The organism is Pseudomonas sp. PB106 (assembly GCF_009764645.1).
Classification (GTDB): domain Bacteria; phylum Pseudomonadota; class Gammaproteobacteria; order Pseudomonadales; family Pseudomonadaceae; genus Aquipseudomonas.
Genome location: NZ_RWIM01000131.1, coordinates 40401 through 67304, shown reverse-complemented (window position 1 = coordinate 67304; position 26904 = coordinate 40401). Strand labels below are relative to the sequence as shown.

At 60.8% G+C, this 26904-nt stretch carries 23 protein-coding genes; 18 read left to right on the top strand and 5 right to left on the bottom strand.

Annotated features, from left to right (window positions below; genetic code table 11):
- Positions 1-175: 175 nt before the first annotated feature.
- From EJA71_RS18500 to EJA71_RS18485, 4 genes are read left to right on the top strand one after another with little or no spacing between them, the layout of a single operon-like run.
- Positions 176-1714: an MFS transporter gene (locus tag EJA71_RS18500; RefSeq protein ID WP_158959100.1), complete on the top strand. Its 1539-nt coding sequence runs from the start codon at positions 176-178 to the stop codon at positions 1712-1714.
- A gap of 26 nt (positions 1715-1740) precedes the next feature.
- Positions 1741-2811: an HlyD family secretion protein gene (locus tag EJA71_RS18495; RefSeq protein ID WP_158959099.1), complete on the top strand. Its 1071-nt coding sequence runs from the start codon at positions 1741-1743 to the stop codon at positions 2809-2811.
- A complete protein-coding gene (locus tag EJA71_RS18490; RefSeq protein WP_256671774.1) occupies positions 2808-4442 on the top strand; it encodes an efflux transporter outer membrane subunit in 1635 nt (544 codons plus the stop codon). Before EJA71_RS18495 ends, EJA71_RS18490 begins: the two co-directional genes overlap by 4 nt.
- Before the next feature lie 55 nt (positions 4443-4497).
- A complete protein-coding gene (locus EJA71_RS18485) occupies positions 4498-6078 on the top strand; it encodes a glycosyltransferase family 39 protein (RefSeq protein WP_158959098.1) in 1581 nt (526 codons plus the stop codon).
- Between the two features lie 3 nt (positions 6079-6081).
- Here the strand turns inward: EJA71_RS18485 and EJA71_RS18480 are convergent, their stop codons facing one another.
- Together EJA71_RS18480 and EJA71_RS18475 are read right to left on the bottom strand one after the other, a co-directional pair.
- The gene (locus EJA71_RS18480) at positions 6082-6840 is read right to left on the bottom strand and encodes a slipin family protein (RefSeq protein WP_041070974.1); all 759 of its coding nucleotides are present in this window, start codon (positions 6838-6840) and stop codon (positions 6082-6084) included.
- Positions 6841-6842: 2 nt separating this feature from the next.
- Entirely contained in the window at positions 6843-7373 is a 531-nt protein-coding gene (locus EJA71_RS18475; protein WP_178113719.1) for an NfeD family protein, read from the bottom strand.
- 184 nt (positions 7374-7557) lie between these two features.
- On the opposite strand from EJA71_RS18475, the gene EJA71_RS18470 reads away from it, so the two are divergent.
- Positions 7558-7803, top strand: a complete 246-nt coding sequence (locus EJA71_RS18470; protein ID WP_158959096.1) for a DUF2789 domain-containing protein — start codon at positions 7558-7560, stop codon at positions 7801-7803.
- Between the two features lie 3 nt (positions 7804-7806).
- Here the strand turns inward: EJA71_RS18470 and EJA71_RS18465 are convergent, their stop codons facing one another.
- Entirely contained in the window at positions 7807-8088 is a 282-nt protein-coding gene (locus EJA71_RS18465) for a type II toxin-antitoxin system RelE/ParE family toxin (protein ID WP_158959095.1), read from the bottom strand.
- Positions 8085-8363 carry a CopG family ribbon-helix-helix protein gene (locus EJA71_RS18460; RefSeq protein WP_007917706.1) on the bottom strand — a complete coding sequence of 93 codons (279 nt, stop codon included), beginning with the start codon at positions 8361-8363 and terminating at the stop codon, positions 8085-8087. Before EJA71_RS18460 ends, EJA71_RS18465 begins: the two co-directional genes overlap by 4 nt.
- Before the next feature lie 200 nt (positions 8364-8563).
- Here EJA71_RS18460 and EJA71_RS18455 point away from each other — a divergent pair, with 200 nt between their 5' ends.
- The 11 genes from EJA71_RS18455 (at position 8564) to pgaD (ending at position 22785) form a co-directional block, all read left to right on the top strand.
- The gene (locus tag EJA71_RS18455) at positions 8564-8992 is read left to right on the top strand and encodes a MarR family winged helix-turn-helix transcriptional regulator (RefSeq protein ID WP_158959094.1); all 429 of its coding nucleotides are present in this window, start codon (positions 8564-8566) and stop codon (positions 8990-8992) included.
- Positions 8989-11052, top strand: a complete 2064-nt coding sequence (locus EJA71_RS18450) for an FUSC family protein (protein WP_158959093.1) — start codon at positions 8989-8991, stop codon at positions 11050-11052. The genes EJA71_RS18455 and EJA71_RS18450 overlap by 4 nt, the downstream gene beginning before the upstream one ends.
- A complete protein-coding gene (locus tag EJA71_RS18445) occupies positions 11049-11258 on the top strand; it encodes a DUF1656 domain-containing protein (RefSeq protein WP_007917703.1) in 210 nt (69 codons plus the stop codon). Before EJA71_RS18450 ends, EJA71_RS18445 begins: the two co-directional genes overlap by 4 nt.
- A complete protein-coding gene (locus tag EJA71_RS18440) occupies positions 11255-12157 on the top strand; it encodes an HlyD family secretion protein (protein WP_064389057.1) in 903 nt (300 codons plus the stop codon). Before EJA71_RS18445 ends, EJA71_RS18440 begins: the two co-directional genes overlap by 4 nt.
- Positions 12154-13596, top strand: coding sequence for an efflux transporter outer membrane subunit (locus EJA71_RS18435; RefSeq protein ID WP_158959092.1), 1443 nt, complete (start codon positions 12154-12156; stop codon positions 13594-13596). The genes EJA71_RS18440 and EJA71_RS18435 overlap by 4 nt, the downstream gene beginning before the upstream one ends.
- Positions 13597-13689: 93 nt before the next feature.
- On the top strand, positions 13690-14325 hold the full coding sequence (locus EJA71_RS18430; protein WP_158959091.1) for an NADH:ubiquinone oxidoreductase subunit N: 636 nt from the start codon (positions 13690-13692) through the stop codon (positions 14323-14325).
- A gap of 319 nt (positions 14326-14644) precedes the next feature.
- Positions 14645-16150, top strand: a complete 1506-nt coding sequence (locus tag EJA71_RS18425; RefSeq protein WP_158959090.1) for a YdgA family protein — start codon at positions 14645-14647, stop codon at positions 16148-16150.
- A gap of 257 nt (positions 16151-16407) precedes the next feature.
- Positions 16408-18888 (top strand): poly-beta-1,6 N-acetyl-D-glucosamine export porin PgaA, encoded by a 2481-nt coding sequence (gene pgaA / locus EJA71_RS18420; RefSeq protein WP_158959089.1) that lies wholly within the window; start codon positions 16408-16410, stop codon positions 18886-18888.
- A 12-nt stretch (positions 18889-18900) separates the two neighbouring features.
- Entirely contained in the window at positions 18901-20898 is a 1998-nt protein-coding gene (gene pgaB / locus EJA71_RS18415; RefSeq protein ID WP_158959088.1) for a poly-beta-1,6-N-acetyl-D-glucosamine N-deacetylase PgaB, read from the top strand.
- 1 nt (position 20899) lies between these two features.
- Entirely contained in the window at positions 20900-22255 is a 1356-nt protein-coding gene (gene pgaC, locus EJA71_RS18410) for a poly-beta-1,6-N-acetyl-D-glucosamine synthase (protein WP_158959087.1), read from the top strand.
- Positions 22252-22785, top strand: a complete 534-nt coding sequence (pgaD, locus tag EJA71_RS18405) for a poly-beta-1,6-N-acetyl-D-glucosamine biosynthesis protein PgaD (RefSeq protein ID WP_158959086.1) — start codon at positions 22252-22254, stop codon at positions 22783-22785. Before pgaC ends, pgaD begins: the two co-directional genes overlap by 4 nt.
- Before the next feature lie 123 nt (positions 22786-22908).
- Here the strand turns inward: pgaD and EJA71_RS18400 are convergent, their stop codons facing one another.
- Positions 22909-24432 carry an FAD-dependent oxidoreductase gene (locus EJA71_RS18400; protein ID WP_158959085.1) on the bottom strand — a complete coding sequence of 508 codons (1524 nt, stop codon included), beginning with the start codon at positions 24430-24432 and terminating at the stop codon, positions 22909-22911.
- Between the two features lie 139 nt (positions 24433-24571).
- On the opposite strand from EJA71_RS18400, the gene EJA71_RS18395 reads away from it, so the two are divergent.
- A complete protein-coding gene (locus EJA71_RS18395) occupies positions 24572-25132 on the top strand; it encodes a YbhB/YbcL family Raf kinase inhibitor-like protein (RefSeq protein WP_158959084.1) in 561 nt (186 codons plus the stop codon).
- 86 nt (positions 25133-25218) lie between these two features.
- Positions 25219-26898: a VWA domain-containing protein gene (locus tag EJA71_RS18390; protein ID WP_158959083.1), complete on the top strand. Its 1680-nt coding sequence runs from the start codon at positions 25219-25221 to the stop codon at positions 26896-26898.
- The last annotated feature ends 6 nt before the right edge of the window (positions 26899-26904 follow it).

Genomic DNA, 26904 nt, shown 5'->3' with positions numbered 1-26904 from the left:
AGCCTTCGGCAGCTCCTACATTGAAATGCATATCCCTGTAGGAGCTGCCGAAGGCTGCGATCTTTTGCTTTAATGATTGCGTCTGACGCACTTATAAGCTGCCAATAAGTCAATTTTCGTCATTGCCAAGCCCGACTAAGATGCTCCGGTATTTTTCCCTTCGGAGTGTGTATTCATGACATCCCTGACGGCGGCAGCGCCCATCGCTGCGGCCAGCCCGGCGAAGGCGATCACGCCACCGGTGTTCGGGGCGCGGATCATCATCGGCCTGGTCGGCGTATTGCTGGCGGTGCTGGTGTCGGGCCTCAACGAGATGGTCACTAAAGTGGCCCTGGCCGACATCCGTGGCGGGCTGAACATCGGTTACGACGAAGGCACCTGGCTGGTCGTTAGCTACACCGCTACCTCGGTCGCGGCCATGGCGTTCGCGCCGTGGTGTTCGGTGACCTTCTCGCTACGCCGCTTCACCCTCTGCGCAATCGGCCTGTTCACCTTGCTCGGCGTGCTCTGCCCGTTCGCGCCGAACTACGAAAGCCTGCTGTTGATGCGCATCCTGCAAGGTCTGGCCGGCGGCGCGCTGCCGCCAATGCTGATGACTGTCGCGCTGCGCTTTTTGCCGGCCAACATCAAACTCTATGGCCTGGCCGGTTATGCGCTGACGGCGACGTTCGGCCCGGGCCTCGGTACACCGCTGGCCGGTTTGTGGACCGAGTACGTCGGCTGGCAATGGACGTTCTGGCAAATCATCGTGCCGTGCCTGATCGCCATGGCCGCTGTGGCGTATGGCTTGCCGCAAGATCCGCTGCGTCTGGAGCGCCTCAAATCGTTCAACTGGAAAGGCTTGCTGCTGGGTTTTCCGGCGATCTGCATGCTGGTAATCGGTTTGTTGCAAGGCAATCGACTGGACTGGTTCGAGTCGAGCCTGATCTGTGGATTGCTCGGCGCCGGTTCGCTGCTGCTGGTGGCGTTTCTGATCAACGAGTGGTCGCAGCCGATTCCGTTTTTCAAATTGCAGATGCTCGGCATCCGCAATCTGTCGTTCGCCTTGATGACCCTGGCCGGGGTGTTGGTGGTGTTGTTGGCGGTGGTGTTGATTCCGTCGAGTTATCTGGCCCAAGTGCAGGGTTATCGCCCGGTGCAGACCGCGCCGATCATGTTGATCGCCGCGTTGCCGCAGTTGATCGCACTACCGCTGGTGGCGGCGCTGTGCAACCTGCGCTGGGTGGACTGTCGCTGGGTGCTCGGCATCGGTTTAAGCATGTTGGCGCTGTCGTGTCTGGGCGGATCACAGCTGACTTCGCAGTGGATTCGTGACGATTTCTACGTGCTGCAGTGGCTGCAGATTTTCGGCCAGCCGATGGCAGTGTTGCCGTTGCTGATGCTGTCGACCGGCAGCATCACGCCGCTGGACGGGCCGTTTGCCTCGGCGTGGTTCAACACGGTGAAAGGCCTGTCAGCCGTGGTCGCTACCGGCGTGATCGAGGCGTTGACCACCTCGCGCCTGCATTTCCATTCGAGCATGTTGGTCGACAGCCTCGGCAATTCGCCGCTGACCGATCACAGCGATCCGGGCCTTGCCCATCGCCTGCATGTACAGGCCGTGGTGCTGACTTCTTCCGATCTCTATGTGTGCATGGCCGGCGTCGCGGTGGCGTTGATCCTGCTGATTTTCTGGCTGCCGACGCGGATCTATCCACCGCGCGCGCCGACCTGATGGCTGTATTGAAACAGAAGGTTTTTATGACGACTCAAGCAAAGCAAAAACTCGCGGTGGCCGTGGCGGCTGCGCTGGCCGTAGGCGTGCTGGTGTACCTGGCGCTGCCTGGTCTGTTCGGCAAACGCACCGAGCAAAATACCAACGATGCCTTTGTCTCCGCTGATTACACGCTCGTCGTGCCGCGCGTGGCCGGGTTTATCAAGGAAGTGCTGGTGGAAGACAACCAGCAAGTCAAAGCCGGACAATTGTTGGCGTTGATCGATGATCGCGATTTGCGCGCTTCAGCCGAAGCGGCGGATGCGCAAACGCTGGTGGCGCGAGCGCAGTTGCAGAACGCCAAGGCTACGCTGGAGCGCCAGACGTCGGTGATCGCCCAGGCGCAAGCTTCGGTGGTTTCGGCCAAGGCTGAAATGGCCTTCGCCCAGCAAGAACTGAATCGCTACAACCATTTGGCCGGCGTCGGTGCCGGGACGGTGCAGAACGCGCAACAGGCGCGCACCCGCATCGATCAGGCCATGGCTCATCTCGACACGGCCACGGCGAAACTGGCGGCGGAGCGCAAGCAGGTCGATATTCTCAGCGCTCAGCGTGACGCGGCTGAAGGCAGCTTGAAACATGCGCAAGCGGCGCTAGAAATTGCCAGTTTTGAACTCTCCTACACGCGCATCACCGCCCCGCAGGACGGCATGATCGGCGAGCGCGCCGTGCGCGTCGGCGCCTACGTAACGCCGGGCAGCAAGCTGCTGGCGGTGGTGCCGCTGAAGCAGGCCTACGTGGTGGCGAATTTTCAGGAGACGCAACTGACTGATGTGCAGCCGGGTCAGGAAGTGCAGGTGCGTGTCGACAGCTTGGGCGGCGAGGCGCTGAGTGGCCGCGTCGAAAGTATTGCCCCGGCGACCGGTGTGACTTTTGCGGCGGTGAAACCGGACAATGCCACCGGCAACTTCACCAAGGTGGTGCAGCGGATCCCGGTGAAAATCATGCTGGAGCCGGGTCAGCCGTTGGCCGAACGGTTGCGCGTGGGGATGTCGGTGGAGGCGAGTATCGATACGCGCAGTTCGGCGACTTCGGTGCGTGAGGTGACTCAGCGATGATTTGTGGTAATTCGACTGGCCTCATCGCTGGCAAGCCAGCTCCCACAGGGTTTCTCGGCGGGACTAGAGTTCTTGGACAACCTGCAAAGTCTCTGTGGGAGCTGGCTTGCCAGCGATTGGGCCAGTGGCAGCCACTCACCTTAAGTGCCTTGCTTGTGGTCAGCCTCACCGCCTGCACAGTAGGCCCGGACTTCCAGAAACCAGAAGTCACACAAATCGCCGACTGGGCCAAACCGGCCAAGTCCGCGCCCAGCCAAGCCGTCAGCGAACCGTTGAACGAGCGCTGGTGGGAAGTCTTTCACGACCCGCAACTCTCCGCGCTCACCCAACGTGCAGTGAAGAGCAACCTCGACCTGCAGCTGGCCAGCAGCCGCCTGCAACAAAGCCGTGCTGCCCGCCAAGTGATCGGTGCTGAGCGTTATCCGAACACCGCCGCCACCGGCAGTTACGGCCGCGAACGCAATAGCGGCAAAGGCCTGAACGACCCGTCCGGGCACAACGGCGATTCCGCTTTCAACCTGTGGGACGCCGGTTTCTCCGCCTCCTGGGAACTGGATTTCTGGGGCCGCGTGCGCCGTGAAACCGAAGCCGCCGACGCCAACCTTGAGGTCGCCGAAAATGACCGTCGCGGTGTGTTGCTGGCGGTATTGGCTGACACCGCACAAAACTACATTCAGCTGCGCGGCGTACAGAACACTCGTGCGGTCACCGAAGAAAACCTCGACGTCGCCCGGCACAGCCTGAAACTCTCGCAACTGCGTTTGGCTGACGGCGTGGCGACTGACCTGGACGTCGCCGAAGCCGCCGCGCAAGTGGCCGCCATCGAATCGCGTCTGCCGGCCCTGGAACAACGTCAGTCGCAACTGATCAACGCCATCAGCCTGTTGATGGGCGAACCGCCACAAGCGCTCGCGAAAGAGTTATCCACAGACGCCGCCGTGCCGCAGTCGCCGCTGCAAGTCGCCATCGGCCTGCCGTCGCAACTGGCCGAACGCCGCCCGGACATCCGTCAGGCCGAAGCGCGCCTGCACGCGGCCACTGCCAATATCGGCGTGGCCAAGGGCGATTTCTATCCGCGCATCACCCTGTCGGGCAACCTCGGCTCGCAAGCCATGCAACTCAGCGATTTCGGCTCGTGGGGCTCTCGCGCTTTTGGCATCGGCCCGCAATTCAGCCTGCCGCTGTTCGACGGCGGACGCCTGCGCGGCGTGCTGCAACTGCGTGAAGCGCAACAGCAGGAGGCGGCCGTCGCCTACCAGCAAACCGTGTTGCGTGCCTGGCACGAAATCGACGATCAACTGACCGCTTACAACGCCAGCCAACGGCGCCGCGACAGCCTCGCCGAAGCCGTCCGCCAGAATCAGATCGCCCTGCGCACCGCGCAACAGCAATACGTCGAAGGCGTGGTCGATTTCGTCAACGTGCTCACCGTGCAAGGCGCGTTGCTGGCGACGCAGGAGCAATGGGTTGAGAGCTCGACCGGGGTTTCGCTGGCGATGGTCGGGTTGTACAAGGCATTGGGCGGGGGATGGGAGTCGGTGTATCCGCAAGAGAAAATCGTCACCGGGTTGCCGGGTGTCGTGAAAGCGCAAACCGACATCGACGGTTCTGCTGTGGCTGACCTAAAGTGATTGGCAGGTTGGCGCGTCATACTCTCGTGGCGCTGCGGCGCGGCAAGAGGAAGCAATGGCGGTCAATCGAGTCACGCCAATGGGCGACACGCAAGACCCGTTTGCCGCGCCCGGCTCCTGGTTCGGCAGTCTGCGCTGGGTGCGCTGGGTAAAAAATCATTGGCTGTGGCCGATCCTGGCGCTGGCCGCGTTCGTACGTTTTTATGATCTGACAGCGGCGGCGATCTGGGGCGATGAAGGTTCCAGTCTGCTGCTGGCGCGCTACTCGCTGAGCGAAATCTGGAAGCATGCGGCTTTCGATGTGCACCCACCGTTGTATTTCATGCTGCTACATGGCTGGATCGAGCTGTTCGGTGACGGCATTCTGGCAATCCGCTGCCTGAGTGCGCTGGCCGGCATTGCGGCGGTCGGGATGGGCGTCTGGCTGGTGGATCGCTTGGCCACTCGCCGCGCAGCCTTTATCGCCGGTCTGTTGCTGGCGCTGCTGCCGACAGCGGTGCGCTACAGCCAGGAAGTGCGCATGTACGCACTGCTCGGTGTACTGCTGCTCGCCGCGAGTGTGGCGCTGGTCTACTGGATCCGCCGCCCGCAACGCCATCGCTATCTACTGTATTACGCGCTGTTGATGAGCGCGGCGTTCTACACCCACTACTTCGCTGTGCTTGCGGCGCTGTGTCACTGGCTCTATCTGATTGCGATCCGCGTCCAGCGCGGTTACCGCTTTGGGCATATCCAGCGCGGGAACTGGTGGCTGGCGAACCTGGCCATCGTCGTGCTGTATCTGCCCTGGCTGCCCAATCTGCTCGACTTGATGCAGCACATGGAGCAGCTCAAGGCTGGCGGCGATGTCGGTTGGGAACCTGCTGTCACCCTGAGTTCGCTGCCGTCGATGATCTGGTCATGGTTGATTCAGGACGATGGCGAGACGCTGCCGCTGCTGATTTTCGCCGCGTTGCCCTTGGCATTGCTGGCGCTGGCGGTTGTCGCGGTGATGCGTGATCGCAGTGTGTCGCGCGGCAGTATTCTGTTGGCGTTGTACACCGGAATGCCGCTGCTGCTGGTGTTCGTTGTGTCGTTTATCACGCCGGTTTTTATCGAGCGCTACTTGACTGCCTACGCGCTCGGTTTGCCGATGCTGGCGGCGCTGGCGATTGACCGTTTGTACAGTCAGGCTAGGTTGCTCGCACTGGCGGCGCTGGTGGCGCTGATCGGTGTCGAACTGGTGGGCGTGAACAACAACGCCACCGTCGACAGCAATGATCAACTCGACCGGGTGGTAAATTACGTCAATCAACATTTCCTGCCGGGTGATCGCATCGTCACCAGCGACATGCTCTGGTATTTGAGCTACGTCTATTACGATCGCACGGGTGCGAAGGTGCGCCTTTATACGCCGCCGACAACGAGCGGGCAGTCGACGCAACCGAATCAATACGGATTTGGCGCATTGGTGACTGGCGATGTTTATCTCGACAGTCTCGCTGAGTTGCCCAGTGCTGGCCGGGTCTGGCTGGTTGGATCGGTCGACGGCCCGGAAGAATTCTCACCACTTCCCGCGACCTGGCAGGTCAGCGCTGAAACCCACGCGGGAGGAGTAAAGGCGCGGTTGTTCGTGCCGAAAGCCACGGGCGGCTGAGCCTTATGTTTTACCCGACAAATCCGCCATGCCCTTGAGCAACTCGATCGGCAACGGAAAGACAATCGTCGAACTCTTGTCGCCAGCAATCGAACTCAAGGTCTGCATATAACGCAGCTGCATCGCCCCTGGCTGACGACCGAGCATCTCGGCAGCCTGCATCAGCTTCTCCGAGGCCTGCAATTCGCCTTCGGCATGGATGACTTTGGCCCGCCGCTCCCGCTCAGCCTCGGCCTGTTTGGCGATGGCCCGCACCATCGATTCGTTGAGGTCGACATGCTTGATTTCGACGTTGGCGACCTTGATGCCCCACGCGTCGGTCTGGGCGTCGAGCACTTGCTGGATATCGATGTTCAGTTGCTCGCGCTCGGCCAGCAGTTCATCGAGCTCGTGTTTGCCGAGCACGGCGCGCAGGGTGGTCTGCGCCAATTGGCTGGTGGCCGAGAGAAAATCCTCGACCTGAATGATCGCCTTCTGCGGATCGAGCACGCGGAAATACAGCACCGCGTTGACCTTCACCGACACGTTGTCACGGGTGATCACATCCTGCGGCGGTACGTCGAGAACAACGGTGCGCAGGTCCACGCGAACCATTTGCTGCACCACCGGAATCAACAGGATCAGCCCAGGGCCTTTGACCTGCCAAAAGCGTCCGAGCTGGAACACCACGCCGCGTTCGTATTCGCGCAGGATGCGAAACGTCGACCCGGCCAGGGCAATCACCAACAGCAGCAGTGCAACAAAACCGATTTGCAGACCCATGATCACTCTCCGAGCGGCGCCGCGTCAGTCGCGGCCACTTGCAGCAACAATCCCTTGCGACCCACCACGCGCACCGATTGCCCGGTGTGCAGCGCTGTCGCGCTGAGCACTTGCCAGCGTTCACCTTGCAATTGCACCCAGCCGTTGCGCGCGTTATCCGGTTGCACGGTGGTGATCGCGGTCACGCTGCCGAGCAGGCCAGCATCGCCACTGACGGCGTGGCGCGGGCGGGTTTTCAGGGCGCGAATCACCAGCGCGAGCAACAACAGCGTGCTGATCAGGCCGAGGCCGATCATCATCGGCACCGGCAATTCGGCGTTACTCAGAATCAGCGCGCCGATGACGAACATGATGATCCCGCCCAGGCCAATCACGCCGTAATTGGGCAGCGCGGCTTCAGCGATCAGAAAGACGATGCCCAAGGTGATCAGCCACAGGCCGACGGGGCTCATCGGCGGCAGCGGAGTTTCGGCAGCGAGGGCTGAGCCGCTGAGCAACAGGAGCAAGGCAAACGCACAACAACGGCTGTTCACGTGACCCTCCGCGAGCGTCATGGGCTGGTTCTATCAGTCTAGTTGAGGGTTGTACTGGTTGAATTTTGATCAGTGTGAAGATATGTCCGGCGAGCGGATTTCCCTGCATCAGATACCTGCCGAACTAGACTCCAAGGCTCGGGGGAGTTGAGTCCACGCACCACATTTTTGAAGGAGTTCAGCAATGGAACAACCCATTCACAGCCTGCCATCCCTGTTCAAACAACTCGGCCTGGACAACGACCCGGTCAGCATCGACCAATTCATCGCCACCCACTCCCCGCTCAAACCCGAGCTGCATTTGGCGGATGCGTTCTTCTGGACGAAGAGCCAGTCGCAGTTTTTACGGGACGAGATTCTGGATGACGCCGATTGGGCGGAGGTGGTGGATCAGTTGAATGTGATGTTGCGGAAGGGGCGGGCGGGCTAATCGCTACTTAGGGAAAGGCCAGGCCCGTGCCGTATGAACCAGCGCCATAATCCAGATCACATCCTGATCTGACTGGTAAACAAGACGGTAGCTAGGATGGGGAATCAATTCGCGAGTTCCGGCAATGATGCCAACCGGGCCCATTTTGGGGTTGTGGGCCAGGCGCGAAGCCGCTTCGGTGAAGCGGCGATCCATGTCGAGCGCTGCGCCTGGATTTTCCGCGTGAAGGTAGTCCCAGATTTTTTCGCGATCCTGTACGGCATTTTTACTCCAGATAATCTTCATCCTTGATTTTCTACCTGCCTGCGCCTGGCGGCGAATTGCGCTTCAACTTCCTCGTTGGACACGCCTTCACCGGCTGCCATCGATTCTCTTGCAAGGTCGACTTTTCGTTGCAGGAAGGCTTCGTACTCTCGGGCTTCCTGTTGTGTGCGAACAAACTGACGCATCATTTCTCGCATGATCTGTGAGGCAGGACGATGAGATGCCTCCGCCTCAGCCATGAACTGCTCACGCAGCTCCGGTTCAAGCTTCATTGTAAAAACGGCTTGTTTTGACATCTGCAGGCTCCTTCAGAATTTTGGTAATGACGACGTATATACATCGTCAGTACGTAGGTTAATAGGCTCGAGTTTGGGCGGGCGACCAATGGAGCAATTTGTTTCAAAACTTGACTGAAATTCCCCTCCAATGCGATATTGATAGTTAGCAAACTAACAGTGTGCATTTTCCCGTGCCGAACGAACTCGACGCTCTCCAGATGAACATCAGCAGTGCCATGGTGGTGGCCGCCAGGCATTGGCGGAAGATCTGCCAGACCACGCTGGTCAACTATGGAATCTCCGAAGCCTGCGCCGTGCCGCTCTTGATGATCGGGCGTCTGGGCGAGGGTGTGCGGCAGGTGCAGGTGGCGCAGGCGGCCGGGATGGAGAGTCCGTCGCTGGTGCGTCTGCTTGATCAGTTGTGCCATTCCGGCTACGTCTGCCGGACCGAAGATGCCCAGGATCGCCGCGCCAAGTGTCTGAGCCTGACTGACACCGGTCGTGAACTGGTGCAAGCGGTCGAGATCGAACTGGTGCGCTTGCGTCATGAGGTGCTTGAGGGCATCGACCAGAGCGATCTGGAAGCTACGCTTCGGGTACTCAGAGCTTTTGAGGCGGCCAATCCGCCTGTGGTGATCAATTCTTGAACGGTTTTTTCTCCGGCATTCCGCCCGCCCGTGACTGGTTCTACGGGATCCGCACCTTTGCAGCGTCGATGATCGCGCTGTACATCGCCTTGCTCATGCAAATGCCGCGTCCGTATTGGGCGATGGCCACGGTGTATATCGTCTCCAGCCCGTTTCTCGGCCCGACCAGTTCCAAGGCGTTGTACCGTGCCATCGGTACTTTTCTCGGTGCAGCGGCGGCGGTTTTTTTCGTGCCGATGTTCGTCCAGAGCCCGTATGTGCTGGTGGTGGTGATCGCGTTGTGGACGGGGATTCTGCTGTTCATGTCCCTGCATTTGCGCACCGCCAACAGCTACGCGCTGATGCTCGCCGGTTACACCTTGCCGCTGATTGCCTTGCCGGTGGTGGATAACCCGCTGGCGGTGTGGGACGTCGCGGAAGCGCGCACGGAAGAGATTTTCCTCGGCATCGCCGTCGCTGCGGTGGTCGGCGCGATGTTCTGGCCACGGCGTCTGGCGCCGGTGTTCAACGACGCCGTGAGCAAGTGGTTCGCCGACACCACCACCTACAGCCTGAAATTCCTCAGCCGCGACGTGCAGCCCGAAGAAGTCACCGCGCTGCGCATGGCCATGGTCGCCAACTTCAACAGCCTCGAATTGATGATCGGTCAGTTGCCCCACGAAGGCGCGCGACCGCAAACCGTGCGCAACACCAAAGAACTGCGCGGACGGATGATTCATCTATTGCCGGTGATCGATGCGCTTGAAGACTCGCTCTACGCCCTCGAACGGCGCACGCCGGAGCTTGTAGAAAAGTTCGAACCGCTGCTCGTCGCGACCCGCGAATGGCTAGGTCATGAAGACGCCGATCTCGACCGTTGGCAAGCGCTGAAAGATCAGCTCGAAGCCCTGCAACCGAGCGCCGAAGCGCTGGAAGATCGCCGGCAATTGCTGTTCTCCAACTCGATCTATCGCCTCGGCGAGTTCATCGATCTGTGGCAGGACTGCCGCAGCCTGCAAGACGCCATTCTCTGTGAACGCCAGGACAACTGGCGCGCGGTGTATCGCCACTGGCGTCTTGGTCGGCTGACACCGTTCATTGATCGTGGGTTGATGCTGTATTCGGTGGCCTCGACGATTCTGGCGATCATCACCGCGTCGGTGCTGTGGATTCTGCTTGGCTGGCCGGACGGCGGCAGCGCGGTGATTCTGGCGGCGGTGGCGTGCAGCTTCTTCGCCTCGATGGATGACCCGGCGCCGCAGATTTACCGATTCTTTTTCTGGACCGGCATGTCTGTGCTGTTCGCCAGCCTGTATCTGTTTTTGATCCTGCCCAACCTGCATGACTTTCCGATGCTGGTGCTGGCGTTTTCCATCCCGTTTATCTGTGTCGGCACCCTGACCGTGCAGCCGCGTTTCTACCTCGGCATGCTGCTGACGCTGGTCAACACCTCGTCGTTCATCAGCATTCAAGGCGCTTACGACGCGGACTTTTTCGCCTTCGTGAACTCCAACCTCGCGGGGCCGATCGGTCTGTTGTTCGCGTTTATCTGGACGCTGGTGGCGCGCCCGTTCGGTGCTGAACTGGCGGCCAAGCGCCTGACCCGTTTCAGCTGGAAAGACATCGTCCACATGACCGAGCCGGCCAACCTCGCCGAGCACCGGAAATTGGGCGTGCAGTTGCTTGATCGGTTGATGCAGCACTTGCCGCGTCTGGCTCTTACCGGCCAGGACACCGGCATCGCCATGCGCGAAGTGCGCGTGGGCCTGAACTTGCTCGATTTGCTCGCCTACACCCCACGGGTGACCGGCGCGCCGAACGTTTTGTTGCAGCAAGTGGTCAGTGAAGTCGGCGAGTATTTTCGCGCCTGCCTCAAGGCTGGCGAACGCTTGCCGGCGCCTGCTCCTTTGCTGATGACCCTGGATCGCACCCGTCGCGCACTCAATGGCCACGGCGACGATGAAACCCGTCTAAACCTGTTGCACGCCTTGAGCGGTTTGCGTCTGGCGTTGCTGCCCGGCGTCGAATTCGTCTCCAGCGCCGAGCCCGAAGAACCGCTGCCCGATGGAGCGCCCCTATGATCGGTGATCTGGACATCAGCGGCATTTTCCTGCCGACCCTGCTGGTGTTGATGGGCATTACTTATGTGCTGTTTTTGTTGGTGCATGCCGTGCTTACGCGCGTGCACTTTTACCGTCTGGTCTGGCACCGGGCATTGTTCAACGTGGCCCTCTACGCCGTGCTTCTGTACGGCGTGGACTCACTCAGTCGATACCTGATGACATGAAAAAACCGTTTTTGACCATCGGTCGCGTGGTACTGACCCTGCTGATCGTGACTTTTGCCGTTGTCCTCGTCTGGCGCATGGTGATGTATTACATGTTCGCGCCGTGGACCCGTGACGGCCACATTCGCGCCGACATCATCCAGATCGCCCCGGACGTCTCCGGGTTGATCCAGCAGGTTGAAGTGAAGGACAACCAGCTGATCAAACGCGGCCAAGTGCTGTTCAGCATCGACCAGGACCGCTTCAAACTGGCACTGCGTCAGGCCAAGGCGGCTGTCGCCGACCGCGAAGAAACCCTCGCCCAGGCCCAGCGCGAAGCCAAGCGTAACCGTGGCCTCGGCAACCTGGTGCCGGCCGAGCAGCTGGAAGAAAGCCAATCGAAGGTCGCCCGTGCGCAATCGGCACTGGCCGAAGCCATGGTCACCGTGGACAGCGCCCAGCTCAACCTCGACCGCTCGGTGATCCGCAGCCCGGTGGACGGCTACGTCAACGATCGCGCGCCGCGTCCGCAGGAGTTCGTCACCGCCGGGCGTCCGGTGTTGTCGGTGGTCGACAGCAATTCCTTCCACATCGACGGCTATTTCGAAGAGACCAAACTCGACGGCATTCATGTCGGTCAGTCGGTGGACATCCGCGTGATCGGCGACCGTGCGAAATTGCGCGGGCATGTCGAAAGCATCGTCGCCGGTATCGAAGACCGCGACCGCACCAGCGGCAGCAACCTGCTGCCCAACGTTAACCCGGCGTTCAGCTGGGTGCGGCTGGCGCAGCGGATTCCGGTGCGGATTGCCTTTGACGATGTGCCGGAAGATTTCCGCATGATCGCCGGGCGTACCGCCACGGTGTCGATCATTGAAGACTCAAAGGTCGACGATAAAAAGCAGGAGCCCGCGCAATGAGCAGGGCCCTGATGATCGCCGGGTTGGGCGTGATGTTGTCGGCGTGTCAGATGGTCGGCCCGGACTATCACGTGCCGGAAGACGCGGCAGTGCAACGCAAGGATTTTCAGGGCGAACTGGCCGTGGCCGGCAAACCGGTCGTTTCCGCCCCGGTGCCGGCGGATTGGTGGCGGCTGTATAAAGACCCGCGTCTGGATCAGCTAGTCCAGCAAGCCATGGCTTCCAACACCGATCTGCGCGTCGCCGCTGCCAACTTGCAACGCGCCCGTGCACAGGTCGATGAGGCCGAAGCCGCCGGTGGCTGGAGCGGCGGCGTGAAAATGGGCGCCCAGCGTTTGCAGGAATCCGGTCAGGCATTCCTGCTGCCGGAAAAAGTCCCGGTGGCGAATATCGGCGATATCGGCATCAGCGCTTCTTACCAGTTCGACCTGTGGGGCACGTTGCAACGTGGCATCGAGGGCGCGAAGGCCAATGCCGACGCGACGCAAGCCGCAGCGGATACCGCGCGGATCACTTTGGTAGCGGACGTGGTGCGCGCCTACACCCAAGTCTGCGCGGCCAACGAAGAGCGCGAAATCGCCCAGCATTCCCTCGACCTGCAGTCCCAAGGCACCACGCTGATCCAGCGTCTGCGCGACGCTGGCCGTGGCGATGAAACCCAGGTCACCCGTTCGCAAACCCAATTCAAATCCCTGCGCGCCGACATGCCGCGCTATGAAGCGGCGCGTCAGGCCGGGTTGTTCCGTCTGTCGATGCTCCTGGCGAAACCGGTCGATCAATTGCCGGCGGGCACCGCGACTTGCGCCGAATTGCCGAAAATCGCTCAGTTGGTCCCGGTCGGTGACGGTGCCGCTCTGCTCAAGCGTCGCCCGGACATTCGTCAGGCTGAACGACGTCTGGCCGCCGCGACCGCCGGGATCGGCGTCGCGACCGGCGAGCTGTACCCGGACATCAGCATCGGCGCGACCATCGGCACCGTCGGCATCATCGACGACCTCGGTGATCCGTCGACCAATCGCTGGGGTTTCGGCCCGTCGCTGAGCTGGAAAGTGCCGACCAACGGCGCCCGTGCGCGCATCCGTGAAGCCGAAGCGACCACCCAAGGCGCGCTGGCGCACTTCGACGGCGTGGTGCTCAACGCCATTCGCGAAACCCAGACCGGCCTCGCGCAGTACAGCGCGCTGCTGCAACGCCGCGATGCACTGGCCGATGCCGAGCAGTCGGCGAAACTCGCCGCCGACCAGACGCACCGCTTCTTCCAGGCCGGTCGCGAGTCGTTTCTTGCCGACCTGCAAGCGACCCGCACCTACACCGATGTCACCGCGCAACTGGCCGCCGCCAACACCCAGGTTGCGATGAGCCAGATCGATTTGTTCCTCGCCCTCGGCGGCGGTTGGGAAAGCGGACGAACGCACGCTCCAAGCCCGGGCAAACCCTGAGGCCGTAGCTATGCTTTGAAGTGTTGGAAGGGCGCCCCGTGCAAAGCACCCTTCCAGCGCACATTGCTAGCGCTGGTCTAGGGGAAACCAATAATGAAAAACCCTTACGCTCTCGGCTTCTGGTGCGCCTTGGTAGCGCTGGTGCTGCTATCGGCCACCTATTTCTACGGCATCATGCTGGCCCATCAGATCGACAAGGCCATGGTCTTTCTCGACAGCGCCGTCGCGCTGATCGCAGTCATGGCAATTGTGGTGGTGGCGTGGGCATCGGTTCAGGTGCAGCGGGTCAAGAAACGCCAGCTCGAACAGGGCAAGACCCTGGTGCTGATCTGGGACACCAAAGTCGCCTTGCGCCGGGTCGAAACCGTGTTCGACCGGTATTTCTGGGGCAGCTACTGGCAACCGGGGCGCACGTTCGCTGAGGTCATGGGCGAACTCACCGGCACGCCGCTGGAAAAAAGCCTCGAAGCGCTGAAAAAGCAGTGCCTGGAACTCGACAAGCAGATCGATAACGAGGGCTGGCACTGGTTGAACAACGCCCGCGAGTTGTCCGATGTTGCCACGGCCATGGCCCGCGAGCGTTATCAACTGGATTTCTGCGATCCACGCGCCGACGGGCCGGGCGGGGCGGTGATCGATCGGGATTTTGAAGTGCTGGTTTATACGTGGACTGCGCGGTTGAAGAGTTTTGATCATCAACTGGATGAGATCGAGGTTCAGTATTCCTGATTCTCGGCTGAATCATCTGGCCTCATCGCTGGCAAGCCAGCTCCCACAGGTTGACGTGGTGTGCACAAATTTTGTGTTCGCTGAAGATCCCTGTGGGAGCTGGCTTGCCAGCGATGGCGGTTTTGCTAACTGCGAAACTCTCACTGCCTGTCGGTTGTCCACTCTCCCCATAGACACTCTTTAACCTTTAAACATTGGGCCGTCTTGCACACCCGGTGCTAATCTCCATCGCTAATTTCAGCGGAGTCGAGCCGCGACCCGGTCACGGGTTCAGGGAAGACGACCACACTCACAGCCACGGAAATCGATCAGGTCATTCATGAATAAATCAGCAGGCGTGCTCCTCGGAATTGTTGTTGCCATTGGCGCGATCAGCGCAGGCGGGGCCTGGTACACCGGGACCAAGATCGAAGGCGTGTTGAACAACGCCGTCAGCAACGCCAACAAAGAGCTGCAAACCGCCATGGCCGGTTCCAACGGCACCGCGTCTCTGGAACTGGTGTCGCTCGATCGCCACACCTTCACCAGCACCGCGCACTACCGCCTCAAGGGCGAAGGCGAGATGTTTGGCGACAAGCCGGTCGAATTGCTCTTCGTCGACCACATCGAGCATGGCCCGCTGCCGTTCTCGCGTCTGGTTTCGCTGAAGTGGCTGCCAGTCATGGCCACCAGCAATTACGAACTGGAAAAGAGCCCTGCCACTGAAAAATGGTTCGCCGCCACTAAGGGCGCGGCGCCGCTCAAGGGTGTGACCAGCATCGGCTACGACGAATCCACCACCAGCACCCTCGAACTGCTGCCGTTTGAAACCGCGCTGGACGAGCAATCGAGCCTGAAGTTTTCCGGCCTGACCATGGACATCTCCGCCAGCGCCCAGGCGCAAAAGGTCAAAGCCAACGGCTACATGGACAACCTGAAACTGGTCACCGTGGCTGAAGATCAGGCGCCGGTGCAGGTCGAACTCAACGGTCTGACCCTGGCCAGCAACCTCGCCAAGAGCAGCTTCGGCTACTACACCGGCGAAAACACCCTGGAGCTGACCGACAGCAAAACCACCTTCGGGCCCAAGCAGTCGGTGCTGGGTGTGAAGAAGTTTGAAATGAAGAACCTCACCGAAGAAAACGGCAGCAGTGCCTCCGGTCGCGCCGATTACAAGATTGGCGAGGTGTCGCTCAACGACAAGAAAATCGGCTCGGCCAACATGGCCATGAGCCTGAAGAACCTCGACATCCCATCGACGATGTCGCTGATGCAGATCTACCAGACCAAACTACAGCCGTATGAAAAAGCCGCTGCCGAAGCCGCTGCTCAAGGCTTGCCGGCGCCGGAGCTGAACCTCACCGAAGCTGAAAATGCTCAGGTTAAAGCCGACCTGCAGAAACTGCTGGCCGCCGGCCCGCAGTTTGCCCTGGAAAACCTCTCGTTCAACACCGCCAACGGCGAGAGCAAGGCCAACCTGGTGATCGACCTGACCAAGCCGCAGTCGATGGATCTGCCGCCGGATCAACTGGGCAAACAGCTGATTGCGCTGCTTGACCTGAATATCCAGGTGTCCAAACCGATGCTGGTCGATCTGCTCAGCGTGCAGGCGCAGCTGGACGGCCAGACTGACGCCAAAGCCATCGTCGATCAGTCCAAGGAAGCCGCCGACATGTTCGCCGGCATGGCGGTGGGTTCGCAGTTGGCCGTCGTCGACGGCACCAACGTCGTGACCAAGTTGCATTACGCCGCCAATCAGGTCGAATTCAACGGCCAGAAGATGACCGTCGAGCAATTCGTCGGCTTCCTGATGAGCAAGTTCGCCGGCGTCACGCAAGTGCAGTAATTCTGCGTTCTAAATAGCAACGCCCGGCCTCTGGATCCTCCAGACGCCGGGCGTTTTGCTGTCTGGCGTTCGGGTTGTCGGCGTCTTGGCCGAATCGCCGCTTCGATTCTGAACAAATATTGTGTTCTGAATTTTGGTCTACGCTTGCGTGCAAGACTGCCTGACTAAGCTTGGCCGAGTGCTGTCATTTTCGGCCACCGTTACGAATGGGCAAGGAGGGCATTGCGACCCGGCTGGCCATGTAAGGATGCTGACGAATGCCGCGTATTGATGTTCCTGTATTGCATCGTGGTTTACGCCCGTTGTTCCGCGTTGCGCTGTGCAGCCAATTGCTTTGGCCGGCACTGGCGTTTGCCGACACCCCCTACGATCAGATGGTGCGTGATGCCCGTGCCGGACAAACCACGCCGGCGCTGACGGTTTTGCGCCAAGTGCCGCCGGGTCAATCGACCACCGGGCAGATCAGCGATCACCTGCAAATCGCCAGTTGGGCCGGGCTCGACGCCGAAGTGGTGCAGGTTTATGAAATTCAGGGCCGTGATCGCGTGCTGCCGGTGCAGGCACTGACCGCCACCGCCCGCGCCTACCGCAATCTCAAGCGCTGGGATCAGGCGAGCCAGGTCTACAACAAGGCCCTGGCGCTGGATCCGGACAACGCTGACCTGCAACTGGGCTTGGCCCTGACTCAGGCTGACGCCGGTAAACCTGACGAGGCGGTGACCCGCGCCAAGTCTCTGGTCGCAGCCAAACCCGATGACCCTTCGCGCCGTCTTGCGCTCGGCTACGCGCTCACTCGCGCCGGCAAACAGTACGATGCGCTGTTCGAATACGATCAGGCTTTTATACGCGCCGGTAACAAACCGGAAGTCGCCCGTGAATACGTGGTCGCGCTGCAAAAGGCCCGTCTGCCAGAACCCGCGTTGCGCTTGGCTAACCAACGTCCGGGTCTGATTGATCCCGTCACGCTACGTCGCCTCGAAGGTGATCTGGCCGCCGAGCGTGTGCGCCTCGCCGAAATGGCCAGTCGCAGCGAAAAAGAACGCTACGTCATCGCCGATCGTGCGCTGGCCGATTACGACAAACTCCTCGCCACCTGGACGCCGGACGCCAGCGCCAAGGAAGACGTGACCCGCTGGCGCATCGACCGCATGGGTGCGCTCAAGGCCCGCGCGCGAACTGCCGACGTCATTGCTGAATACCAAAAGCTGCAAGCCGAAGGCGTGAAGATTCCGACCTACGCGATGCGTTGGGTCGCCGCCTCATATCTGGATCAACGCGAGCCGGAAATCGCCACCGATCTTTATCGTCAGGTACTTTCCGCCCCGGACGCCGATGTCGGCAATCGCCTCGAAGACAGCACGGCGCTGTATTACGCGTTGCTGGAAAGCGACCGTGCCGACGAGGCGCGCAAAGTCGCCGAGGACGCCGCCAAGTCGCAACGCCCGCGCATCGAACTCAAGGGCTTGCCCGTCGGCAACCCGAACGATGAATGGATGGACGCCCAGCAACTGGCGGCGCAGGCCGGCACCTACGGTTCCGATCTGCCCCACGGTGAAGAGCGTTTGCAGGCCCTGGTCGATCAGGCGCCGGGCAACATCGGTTTGCGTCTGGCGCAGGCCGATTTGTACTTGGCCCGCAACTGGCCGCGTCGCGCAGAAATGCAGCTCAAGGAAACCGAGAGCATGGTGCCGCGCGACATGGGCCTGGAAATTGGTCAGGCGCATACGGCCATGGAACTGCAGGAATGGCGGCAAATGGATGCGCTGACCGACGACGTCGTCGCGCGTTATCCGGACAACCGCCAAGTGCAGCGTCTGGCCCGCGAGCGTGAAGTCCATGACATGTCCGAACTGCGCGTCGAAGCCTACGGTGGCAAGGCCAACGGTGGCGGCGACAGCGATGCAGGCGCCGTCAGCGGCAGCCGCGATTTCGGTATCCAGACCACCCTTTACAGTCCGCCGATCGACGAAGACTGGCGGGTGTTTGCCGGGGCCGGTTATGCCACAGGCGACTTCACCGAAGGCACTGGTCACCACCGCTTCCAACGAGTTGGTCTGGAGCGGCGCACCCGCGACATGACTCTCGAAGCCGAAGTCTCCAATCACGATTACGGCTTCGGCGACAAACAGGGCGCGCGCCTGGCGATCGCACGCGACATCAATGACCACTGGCAGTACGGCGGCAGCCTCGAATACCTCTCGGCGCAAACCCCGCTGCGCGCACTCAACAGCGACATCAAGGCCAACGGCGGCAGCGGTTTCATCCGCTGGCGCGCCAACGAAAGCCGCGAGTGGCGCCTGTCGGTCAGCCCATCGCACTTCAGCGACGGCAACAACCGCGTCGAAGCTTTGCTCACCGGTCGCGAGGGTATTTACAGCGCGCCGAACGTGCAGGTCGATGCGGGTCTGGAAGTCGGCACCAGCCATAACTCCAAATCCGATGACGTGCCGTACTTCAATCCAAAATCCGATCTCAGCGTGATGCCGCTGGTCAACGTCAATCACGTGCTCTACCACCGCTACGAAACCTCCTGGAGCCAGCAATTCCAGGCCGGTGCGGGCACGTACAGTCAGCGCGATCACGGCACCGGCGGCATGGGCCTGCTCGGTTATGGCCAGCGCTACGCCTGGAATGACGTGCTTGAGGTGGGCGGCCTGTTCAGTGTGATCAACCGGCCTTACGACGGTGATCGGGAGACCGATCTGCGTCTGCTCGTCGACCTCACTTTCCGCTTCTAGAAGAGTTTGAAGATGCCTTTGATTTCGCGTTTCATCCTTCTGCTGGGAGTGCTGTTGATCAGCGCTTGCGCCCAGCAAGCCCCGGCCTTCGCGCCGCCGTCCGAGCGACCGCTGGCGGCCAGTGAAAAACCGTGGCCGAAAAACCACGTGCTCGGCATTGCCTACCACGATGTCGAAGACCGCGACCCCGATCAGGCCGTGGTGGCGGTGCGCACCGAGCGCATGATCGAGCAACTCGCGTGGCTGCGTGAAAATGGCTACAAACCGGTCACGGTCGACCAGATCATGGCGGCGCGCAACGGCGGCCCGGAGCTGCCGGCGAAGGCGATTCTGCTCAGCTTCGACGACGGCTATTCGAGCTTCTATACCCGCGTCCTGCCGGTACTGCGCGCCTACAACTGGCATGCGCTGCTGGCGCCGGTCGGCAGCTGGATCGACACGCCGCTCAATCAACCGGTGGATTTCGCCGGTGCCCCGCGTGCGCGTTCCGACTTTCTGACCTGGGATCAGGTGCGCGAAATCTCGCAGTCGGGTCTGGTGGAAATCGCCGCGCATACCGACGCCAACCACAAAGGGATTCTGGCCAACCCGCAGGGCAACATGCAGCCTGCTGCCGCGACCCGGCGCTACGATCCGGTGACCAAACGTTATGAATCCGAGGCCGATTTCCAGGCGCGGATTCGCACTGACGTGAACAACATCTCGGAGAAAATCCGCAAGGTCACCGGCAAGAAACCGCGTGTCTGGGTCTGGCCGTACGGCACGGCGGACGGCACTTCGCTGACCGTGGTGGGCGAGGAGGGCTATGAAATGGCCCTGACCCTCGACGACGGCCTCGACTCACTCGATAACCTGATGAGCAGCCCGCGCTTCCTCGTCGCCTCCGACCCAGACGGTGAGCATTTCGCTAACAGCGTGGTGGCGGTGCAGTCCGATTTCGCCATGCGCGTGGTGCATGTCGATCTGGACAACGTCTATGACCCGGATCCGGCGCAACAGGACATCAATCTCGGCAAACTGGTGCAGCGCATGGCTGACCTCGGTGCCAACACGGTGTTCCTGCAAGCCTTTGCCGATCCGAAGGGCGATGGCCTGGTGCATTCGCTGTACTTCCCCAACCGTCATTTGCCGGTGCGCGCCGACTTGTTCGACCGCGTCGCCTGGCAACTGCGCACCCGCGCTCATGTGAAAGTGTTTGCGTGGATGCCGGTGCTGAGTTTCGGCCTCGATTCGAAGCTGCCACGCGTGACGCGCTGGGATCCGAAAACCGGGACTACATCAGTCGATCCGGATCAGTACAAACGCCTGTCGCCGTTCGATCCGGAAGTGCGGCGGATCATCGGTGAAATCTACGAAGACGTGGCGCGACTGACGTCGGTCGACGGCATTATTTATCACGACGATGCGGTGCTTTCGGATTTCGAAGACGCCGGCCCGCAGGCGCTGAAGGTTTACGCCGCCAACGGTCTGCCGGGTTCGATTGCCGCACTTCGCGATGATCCGGCGGCGATGCAGCGCTGGACGCGTTTCAAGAGCAAATACCTCATCGATTTCACTAACGAGCTGACTGCCAAAGTCCGCGCCATTCGTGGCCCGCAAGTGCAGACCGCGCGCAATATTTTCGCCGAGCCGATGATCAATCCGGCCAGCGAAGCGTGGTTCGCGCAGAACCTCGACGACTTCCTCGCGACCTACGACTGGACGGCGCCAATGGCCATGCCGTTGATGGAAAAACAGACGCAGGCGCAGTCCGGCCCGTGGCTGGAAGCACTTGTCGAAATCGTCAAAAAACGTCCTGGGGCACTGGATCGCACAGTGTTCGAATTGCAGGCGCGGGACTGGACGAAAAAGGACCAGGCCGACATTGATGCGACGGTGATGGCGGACTGGATGGGGCGCCTCAAGCGTCAGGGCGCGACCAGTTTCGGTTACTACCCGGACAACTTCCTCGACAACCTGCCAGACCTGAAAACCGTAAGGCCTGCACTCTCCAACAAATGGAATCCATAACATGCTGGATAGACTGTTAGCCCTGCTTGTTCTGGCGCTCGTCCTCGGCGTGCCGCTGGGACTGATCTTCCTGGTCACCGGGCAGTTCCTGATGGACTTCGTGTTCTTCTACCCGTTGTTCATGTCCGGGTTGTGGATCGCCGGTGGCCTGTATTTCTGGCTGCACTGGGAGCGCCACTGGCCGTGGAAAGACGACACCCTGCCGCCACCGCTCGAAGGCGAGCCGCTGATCTCGATCCTGATCCCTTGCTACAACGAAGGTGACAACGCCGCCGATACCATTCACGCGGCATTGGCCCAGCATTACCCGAACATCGAAGTCATCGCGATCAACGACGGCTCCAAGGACAACACCGCGCAAGTGCTCGACGCGCTGGCCAAGGAAGATCCACGGTTGCGCGTGCTGCATCTGGCGGAAAACCAAGGCAAGGCTGTCGCGCTGCGCATGGGCGCCATCGCTGCGCGCAGTGAGTATCTGGTGTGCATCGACGGTGACGCGCTGCTGGCACCGAACACCGCGGCCTATCTGGTCGCACCGATGCTGGATAACGCACGGCTTGGCGCAGTGACCGGCAACCCACGGATTCGTACGCGCTCGACGCTGGTCGGGCGGGTTCAGGTCGGTGAATTCTCGTCGATCATCGGGTTGATCAAACGGACTCAGCGGGTCTTCGGGCGGATCTTCACCGTTTCCGGGGTGATCGTCGCGTTCCGCCGCAGCGCACTGAACCGGGTCGGTTACTGGAGCCCGGACATGATCACCGAAGACATCGACATCAGCTGGAAGCTGCAACTCGATCACTGGAGCATCTTTTACGAGCCGCGCGCGCTGTGCTGGATTCTGATGCCGGAAACCCTCGGCGGCCTGTGGAAGCAGCGTTTGCGTTGGGCCCAGGGTGGCGCCGAAGTGCTGTTCAAAAACATTCGTGGCATCTGGCAGTACCGCCATCGTTACCTGTGGCCGCTGCTGTTCGAATACTGCCTGTCGACCGGTTGGGCGTTTACCTTCCTGTTATCGGTGATCTTCTGGGGCGTGGGCAAGTTTGTGGTGATGCCGGAAGCCATCGCTGTCGATCACCTGATGCCGCCGGCGTTCACCGGGCTGCTGTTGGCATTTGTCTGTCTGGTGCAGTTCGCGGTCAGCATCATCATCGACCGCCGTTACGAACCGGGCTTGGGCAAGACCATGTTCTGGGTGGTCTGGTATCCGATCGCATTCTGGTTTGTCAGTTTGCTGACGACCTTGGTCAGTTTCCCCAAAGTGTTGTTCGGCCAACATCAGAAACGCGCGCGTTGGGTCAGTCCCGACCGGGGCATCAAACCGATCGGCGACGACGAAGAGGAGGTCATCAAATGAAAATCATCCGGACCCGCCAGCGGCCTTTCCTGGTCGTGGTCGATGTGGTTCTTACTGTAGTGGCGTGGGTGGGCCTGCTGTTCCTGCTGATACGCGGACTGTGGCCATTGATTGAACCCCATGTGGGTGGACCGGGCGTCGACAACTCGGCGTTCGATGCATTGGGCACCCTGCAGATTTATCTGTGGGTGGCCTTGGTCAACGCGGTGATTCTGATCAGTTGGGCGCGTTATCAGCAGCGCAAAAGTCGCAGCTTCGCCCAGCGCCGTCTGCCGTCGCCGGTGATTGACGACGAAGGGCTGAGCAGGAGCTTCAAGCTCTGCGATGACCGCTTTCAAAAGCTGCGCACGCCCGGGGTGATGACCATTCACAACGATCAGGAAGGCGATATCAGTCATGTGGTGACGCATTTCTGGCCAGTACAGCAGGAGGAATTGCCGCCGCCGCTGGCACCGCTGGAGCATCCGCGAGTGATCTTTCTGCATGCCGAGGATGACGATAATCGCGAGCCGGTGAACCGGCTTACCTGAGTTGATCGTTCCCACGCTCCGCGTGGGAATGCCTCTTGGGACGCACTGCGTCCAGTGACGCAGAGCGTCACGGGCTGCATTCCCACGCGGGAGCGTGGGAACGATCAAGCAGCGAATCGGTGGTCAGGCTTGGACCAGTGCCCAGGCTTCTTCCATCGGCAATGGCTGCTTCATCCTTTCGGCCAACAGGGCCATCGCCCGTTCCTTCTCGCAAGCGACCGCAGCGACCAACACACCATTTCTACCAAACAGCCCAATGAACGGCGGGTGTTCGGGTTCGCCAAGAAACTCCACTTCATCCCAATGTTCGGCATGCCCGAGGTAGTCGTAATTCTTGCCGAAATGCCAAGTCCAAAAGAACGGCACATCGAGGTAATGCTCGTCGCCACCGAGCATGTTGGCGGCAGCGATGCGTGCGTGCTGTTGAGCCAGGCGCCAGTGTTCGATGCGTTGCGGCTGACCCTGTAGCGGGAACGTGGCGATGTCGCCGATGGCCCACAAGCTTTCGCTCACGCGCATACCGTCATCGACGCGCAGTGACTGATCCTTTTCCCTCGGCAGTGATGCGAACGCCTCGGTCGCCGGATGCACACCGACTCCGGCCAGTACCAGATCCGCTGAGAGCCTTAGTCCATTGTTCAGCAGTACCGCTTCGACTTTGCCGTCGCCAATGATTTCGGTCGCCTCATGATCATCGATGAACTTCACGCCCTGTGCTTCATGCAGTGAGCGGATGGCCTTGCCGACGGCTTCGCCAAACTGAGCGGCGAAGGGAATCGCGTGGCGGGCCAGTACGGTGACGTCGAGGCCATGCTGGCGCAGGGCCGAAGCGCATTCGAGGGCAATGAAACTGTCGCCGATGATCACGGCGCGTTGATCGGGGCTGGCGGTGTTCATTATCCGCTCGGCCTGAGCTTTTGAGCGCAGCACGAAGACTTGCGGCAGGTCCGCTCCCGGTAGATCCAATGGGTTGGGCTCGCCGCCGGTAGCCAGCACCGCCGCGTCGTAGTGCAAGACTTGGCCATCGCTCAGATGCAAAGCCTTATTGGTGGCGTCGAGCGAAGAGAGTTCTTTCTCCAGGCGCTCGATGCGCTGCTCTGTATAGATATTCTCATCTCGCAGTGGCGGTGTTTCCTCGGGTGGCATTTCCCCGGCGAGGACAAATTTGCTCAGCACCGTGCGGTCGTAACCGGCATCGGCCTCGCGGTCGATCATGACGATGCGGCCACCAAAGCCCTTTTCCCGCAACGCCGCTGCACACGCGGTGCCAGCCGCCCCCGCGCCGACAATCACGAACGTGCGCGGATCATCCGCCGGAGGGGTGTGCGGATCCGGCAATGGCTGATCATCAACCCAAATTTCATCGCCGCGCAGCTCCAGTGGATAGCGTTTGAGGCTGTCGAGGGCGGGCGGCTCACACAATGCGCCGTCCTCTGCGCGAAAAGCGGCCTTGTGCCATGGGCAGATCAACCGCCCATGACACAACGCGCCGTCAGCCAAAGGCGCACCGGCATGCGGGCATTCGCCCTGAACGGCCCGCAACTGCTCGCCTGCGCGCAGCAGCACAATCTTGCAGTCGCCGATTTCAACGGCTAGGCCACGGTCGTGGGGGACATCTGCGCTACGGGCGACGCGGTGCAGGGACATGTTCGGCTTCCTCGCGGGCATTTCTCTTGTGAGTTTGCGCATCGGTGCGAGGTTCAGCCATTTGCCACTGCCACGGCACGAACGGTACAGCTATAGTTTGCAGGCCGACGACGGCCCAACTGCACAAGGTGCTCCCGGAATGACCCGATTGACCTCTCTCAACCCCTGGCTGGCAGCCCTCGCTGTCACCCTTTGCGTGCAGTTTCCGGCGCAGGCCCAGGAACGTTTCACCCTTAGCATCCCGGGTGTGTCCGATAACCGTCTGTTCACTTCGGCTGCGGCCAGTGATGCGCCCGGTTGCGGCGGCAAGAACCAGTCGCCGGCGCTGAGCTGGAACGCCGGCCCTGCCGGCACGCAAAGCTACGCAATCGTCATGCATGACCCGGACGGCCAGAAAGGTTTGGGCGTCGATCACTGGATTCACTACGGCATCAAGTCCTCCACGCACCAGATTGCGGCGGGCGTCGGCGCCAAATCCGCGTTCGAAGGTGTCGGCGGCACCAACAGCAAGGGCAACACCCATTACATGGGGCCGTGCCCGCCAGTGGGCGACAGTGCGCACCACTACATCATCCAGATCTACGCGCTGGATCTGGCTCCAGACGCCTTGCCCGCCGGTCTGACTCGCGCCGAGCTGATGGAAAAAATCAAAGGTCATGTGCTGCGTAACAGCAGTGCGGTGCGGCGTTATCACCGCTGAAAATTTTTTAGCGGCGTTTAACCCGAACTGAAAGGGCTGCCCGTCTCAGTGGATGAATGATCAACTTCATCCCCGAGGTCAGCCCCATGTCCCTTCCTTTCTTACGCCCTGCTGCGGTTGCTGTGCTGCTGGCGCTCGCCGGTTGCGGTGTTTCTTCCACACCCGATTCCGCTGCGGTGCCAGCGCCGGCTCAGCCTGAAGTGCTGGTACAGCAGGAAACGATGCCGGTGGCTGGCACGATGGCCAAGCGCATGTTCCGTTCGGCGCCCATCGCCAGTTTTGCGCCGATGCCCAGCGCAGACAGTTATCCACAGGGCTATCGCGACGAGCAGCGTGAGCAATATCAGGCGCTGGCTGACAACCCGGTTCACAACGTCGCCGAAACCCCGGTTTCAACCTTTAGCGCAGACGTCGACACCGGCGCGTACGCCAACGTTCGCCGCCTGCTCAATCAGGGACGTCTGCCGCCGCAAGGCGCCGTGCGGCTGGAGGAAATGGTCAATTACTTCCCCTACGACTACGCGTTGCCCAGCGACGGCTCACCGTTTGGAGTGACCACCGAACTGGCCGCGTCGCCGTGGAACCCACACACCCGCTTGCTGCGGATTGGCATCAAGGCCTCCGATCGCGCCGTGGCGGAACTGGCCCCGGCCAATCTGGTGTTTCTGGTGGATGTGTCCGGCTCGATGGATCGCCGCGAAGGCCTGCCGATGGTCAAAAGCACGCTGAAATTGCTGGTCGATCAGTTGCGCGATCAGGATCGCGTGTCACTGGTGGTGTATGCCGGCGAATCCAGAGTGGTGCTTGAACCTACATCCGGGCGCGAGAAGGCGAAAATTCTCACAGCCATCGAGCAATTGACTGCGGGTGGTTCGACCGCTGGCGCTTCCGGCATCGAACTGGCCTACCAAATGGCCCAGCAGGCATTTATCCCCAAAGGCATCAACCGCATCCTCTTGGCCACCGATGGCGATTTCAATGTCGGCGTCAGCGACTTCGACAGCCTCAAACAAATGGCTGTGGATAAACGCAAAACCGGGATCTCGCTAACCACCTTGGGTTTCGGTGTGGATAACTACAATGAACACTTGATGGAACAACTGGCCGACGCGGGCGATGGTAACTACGCCTACATCGATAACCTGCGCGAGGGGCGCAAAGTGCTGGTGGACCAACTGGGTTCGACCCTCGCCGTGGTGGCGAAAAACGTCAAACTGCAGGTGGAATTCAACCCGGCGCAGGTCAGCGAATATCGCCTGCTCGCCTACGAAAACCGCGCGTTGAAGCGTGAGGATTTCAGCAATGACAAGGTCGATGCCGGCGAAATCGGCGCAGGACACACGGTGACCGCGCTGTATGAAATTGTTCCTGCGGGTGAAAAAGGTTGGCTGGAGCCGCTGCGTTACGGCAAATCGGCATCGGTTGGTTCCGGAAAGAACGGAGAGTTGGCGATGCTGCGTGTGCGTTATCAACCGCCCGAAGGTGGGAAAAGTCTGCTGATCGAGCGGCCGATTACCAATCAGGTCGCGCCCGCCAGCGAAGACCTGCGCTTTGCCGCTGCGGTCGCCGCGTTTTCCCAGCAGCTTAAGGACGGTCGCTATACCGGCGACTTCAGCCTGAAAGACACTGAAACCCTGGCCCGTGGTGCGCGCGGCGATGACCGTTTTGGCCTGCGCAACGAGTTCGTGCAACTGGTCGAGTTAGCGCAGAGCTTGCGCAACTCGAGCGCATCGAACGCGCTGGCCACTGAACGCCGGATTGAATAAGTGAGT

Coding starts and splice junctions, on each gene's coding strand:
- EJA71_RS18425 (WP_158959090.1), top strand. CDS start 14,645: ATGAATAAATCAGCAGGCGTGCTCCTCGGAATTGTTGTTGCCATTGGC.
- pgaA (WP_158959089.1), top strand. CDS start 16,408: ATGCCGCGTATTGATGTTCCTGTATTGCATCGTGGTTTACGCCCGTTG.
- pgaD (WP_158959086.1), top strand. CDS start 22,252: ATGAAAATCATCCGGACCCGCCAGCGGCCTTTCCTGGTCGTGGTCGAT.
- EJA71_RS18435 (WP_158959092.1), top strand. CDS start 12,154: ATGAGCAGGGCCCTGATGATCGCCGGGTTGGGCGTGATGTTGTCGGCG.
- EJA71_RS18395 (WP_158959084.1), top strand. CDS start 24,572: ATGACCCGATTGACCTCTCTCAACCCCTGGCTGGCAGCCCTCGCTGTC.
- EJA71_RS18490 (WP_256671774.1), top strand. CDS start 2,808: ATGATTTGTGGTAATTCGACTGGCCTCATCGCTGGCAAGCCAGCTCCC.
- EJA71_RS18460 (WP_007917706.1), bottom strand. CDS start 8,363: ATGTCAAAACAAGCCGTTTTTACAATGAAGCTTGAACCGGAGCTGCGT.
- EJA71_RS18500 (WP_158959100.1), top strand. CDS start 176: ATGACATCCCTGACGGCGGCAGCGCCCATCGCTGCGGCCAGCCCGGCG.
- EJA71_RS18495 (WP_158959099.1), top strand. CDS start 1,741: ATGACGACTCAAGCAAAGCAAAAACTCGCGGTGGCCGTGGCGGCTGCG.
- EJA71_RS18390 (WP_158959083.1), top strand. CDS start 25,219: ATGTCCCTTCCTTTCTTACGCCCTGCTGCGGTTGCTGTGCTGCTGGCG.
- EJA71_RS18470 (WP_158959096.1), top strand. CDS start 7,558: ATGGAACAACCCATTCACAGCCTGCCATCCCTGTTCAAACAACTCGGC.
- EJA71_RS18465 (WP_158959095.1), bottom strand. CDS start 8,088: ATGAAGATTATCTGGAGTAAAAATGCCGTACAGGATCGCGAAAAAATC.
- EJA71_RS18445 (WP_007917703.1), top strand. CDS start 11,049: ATGATCGGTGATCTGGACATCAGCGGCATTTTCCTGCCGACCCTGCTG.
- EJA71_RS18440 (WP_064389057.1), top strand. CDS start 11,255: ATGAAAAAACCGTTTTTGACCATCGGTCGCGTGGTACTGACCCTGCTG.
- EJA71_RS18400 (WP_158959085.1), bottom strand. CDS start 24,432: ATGTCCCTGCACCGCGTCGCCCGTAGCGCAGATGTCCCCCACGACCGT.
- EJA71_RS18485 (WP_158959098.1), top strand. CDS start 4,498: ATGGCGGTCAATCGAGTCACGCCAATGGGCGACACGCAAGACCCGTTT.
- EJA71_RS18480 (WP_041070974.1), bottom strand. CDS start 6,840: ATGGGTCTGCAAATCGGTTTTGTTGCACTGCTGCTGTTGGTGATTGCC.
- pgaB (WP_158959088.1), top strand. CDS start 18,901: ATGCCTTTGATTTCGCGTTTCATCCTTCTGCTGGGAGTGCTGTTGATC.
- EJA71_RS18430 (WP_158959091.1), top strand. CDS start 13,690: ATGAAAAACCCTTACGCTCTCGGCTTCTGGTGCGCCTTGGTAGCGCTG.
- pgaC (WP_158959087.1), top strand. CDS start 20,900: ATGCTGGATAGACTGTTAGCCCTGCTTGTTCTGGCGCTCGTCCTCGGC.
- EJA71_RS18455 (WP_158959094.1), top strand. CDS start 8,564: ATGAACATCAGCAGTGCCATGGTGGTGGCCGCCAGGCATTGGCGGAAG.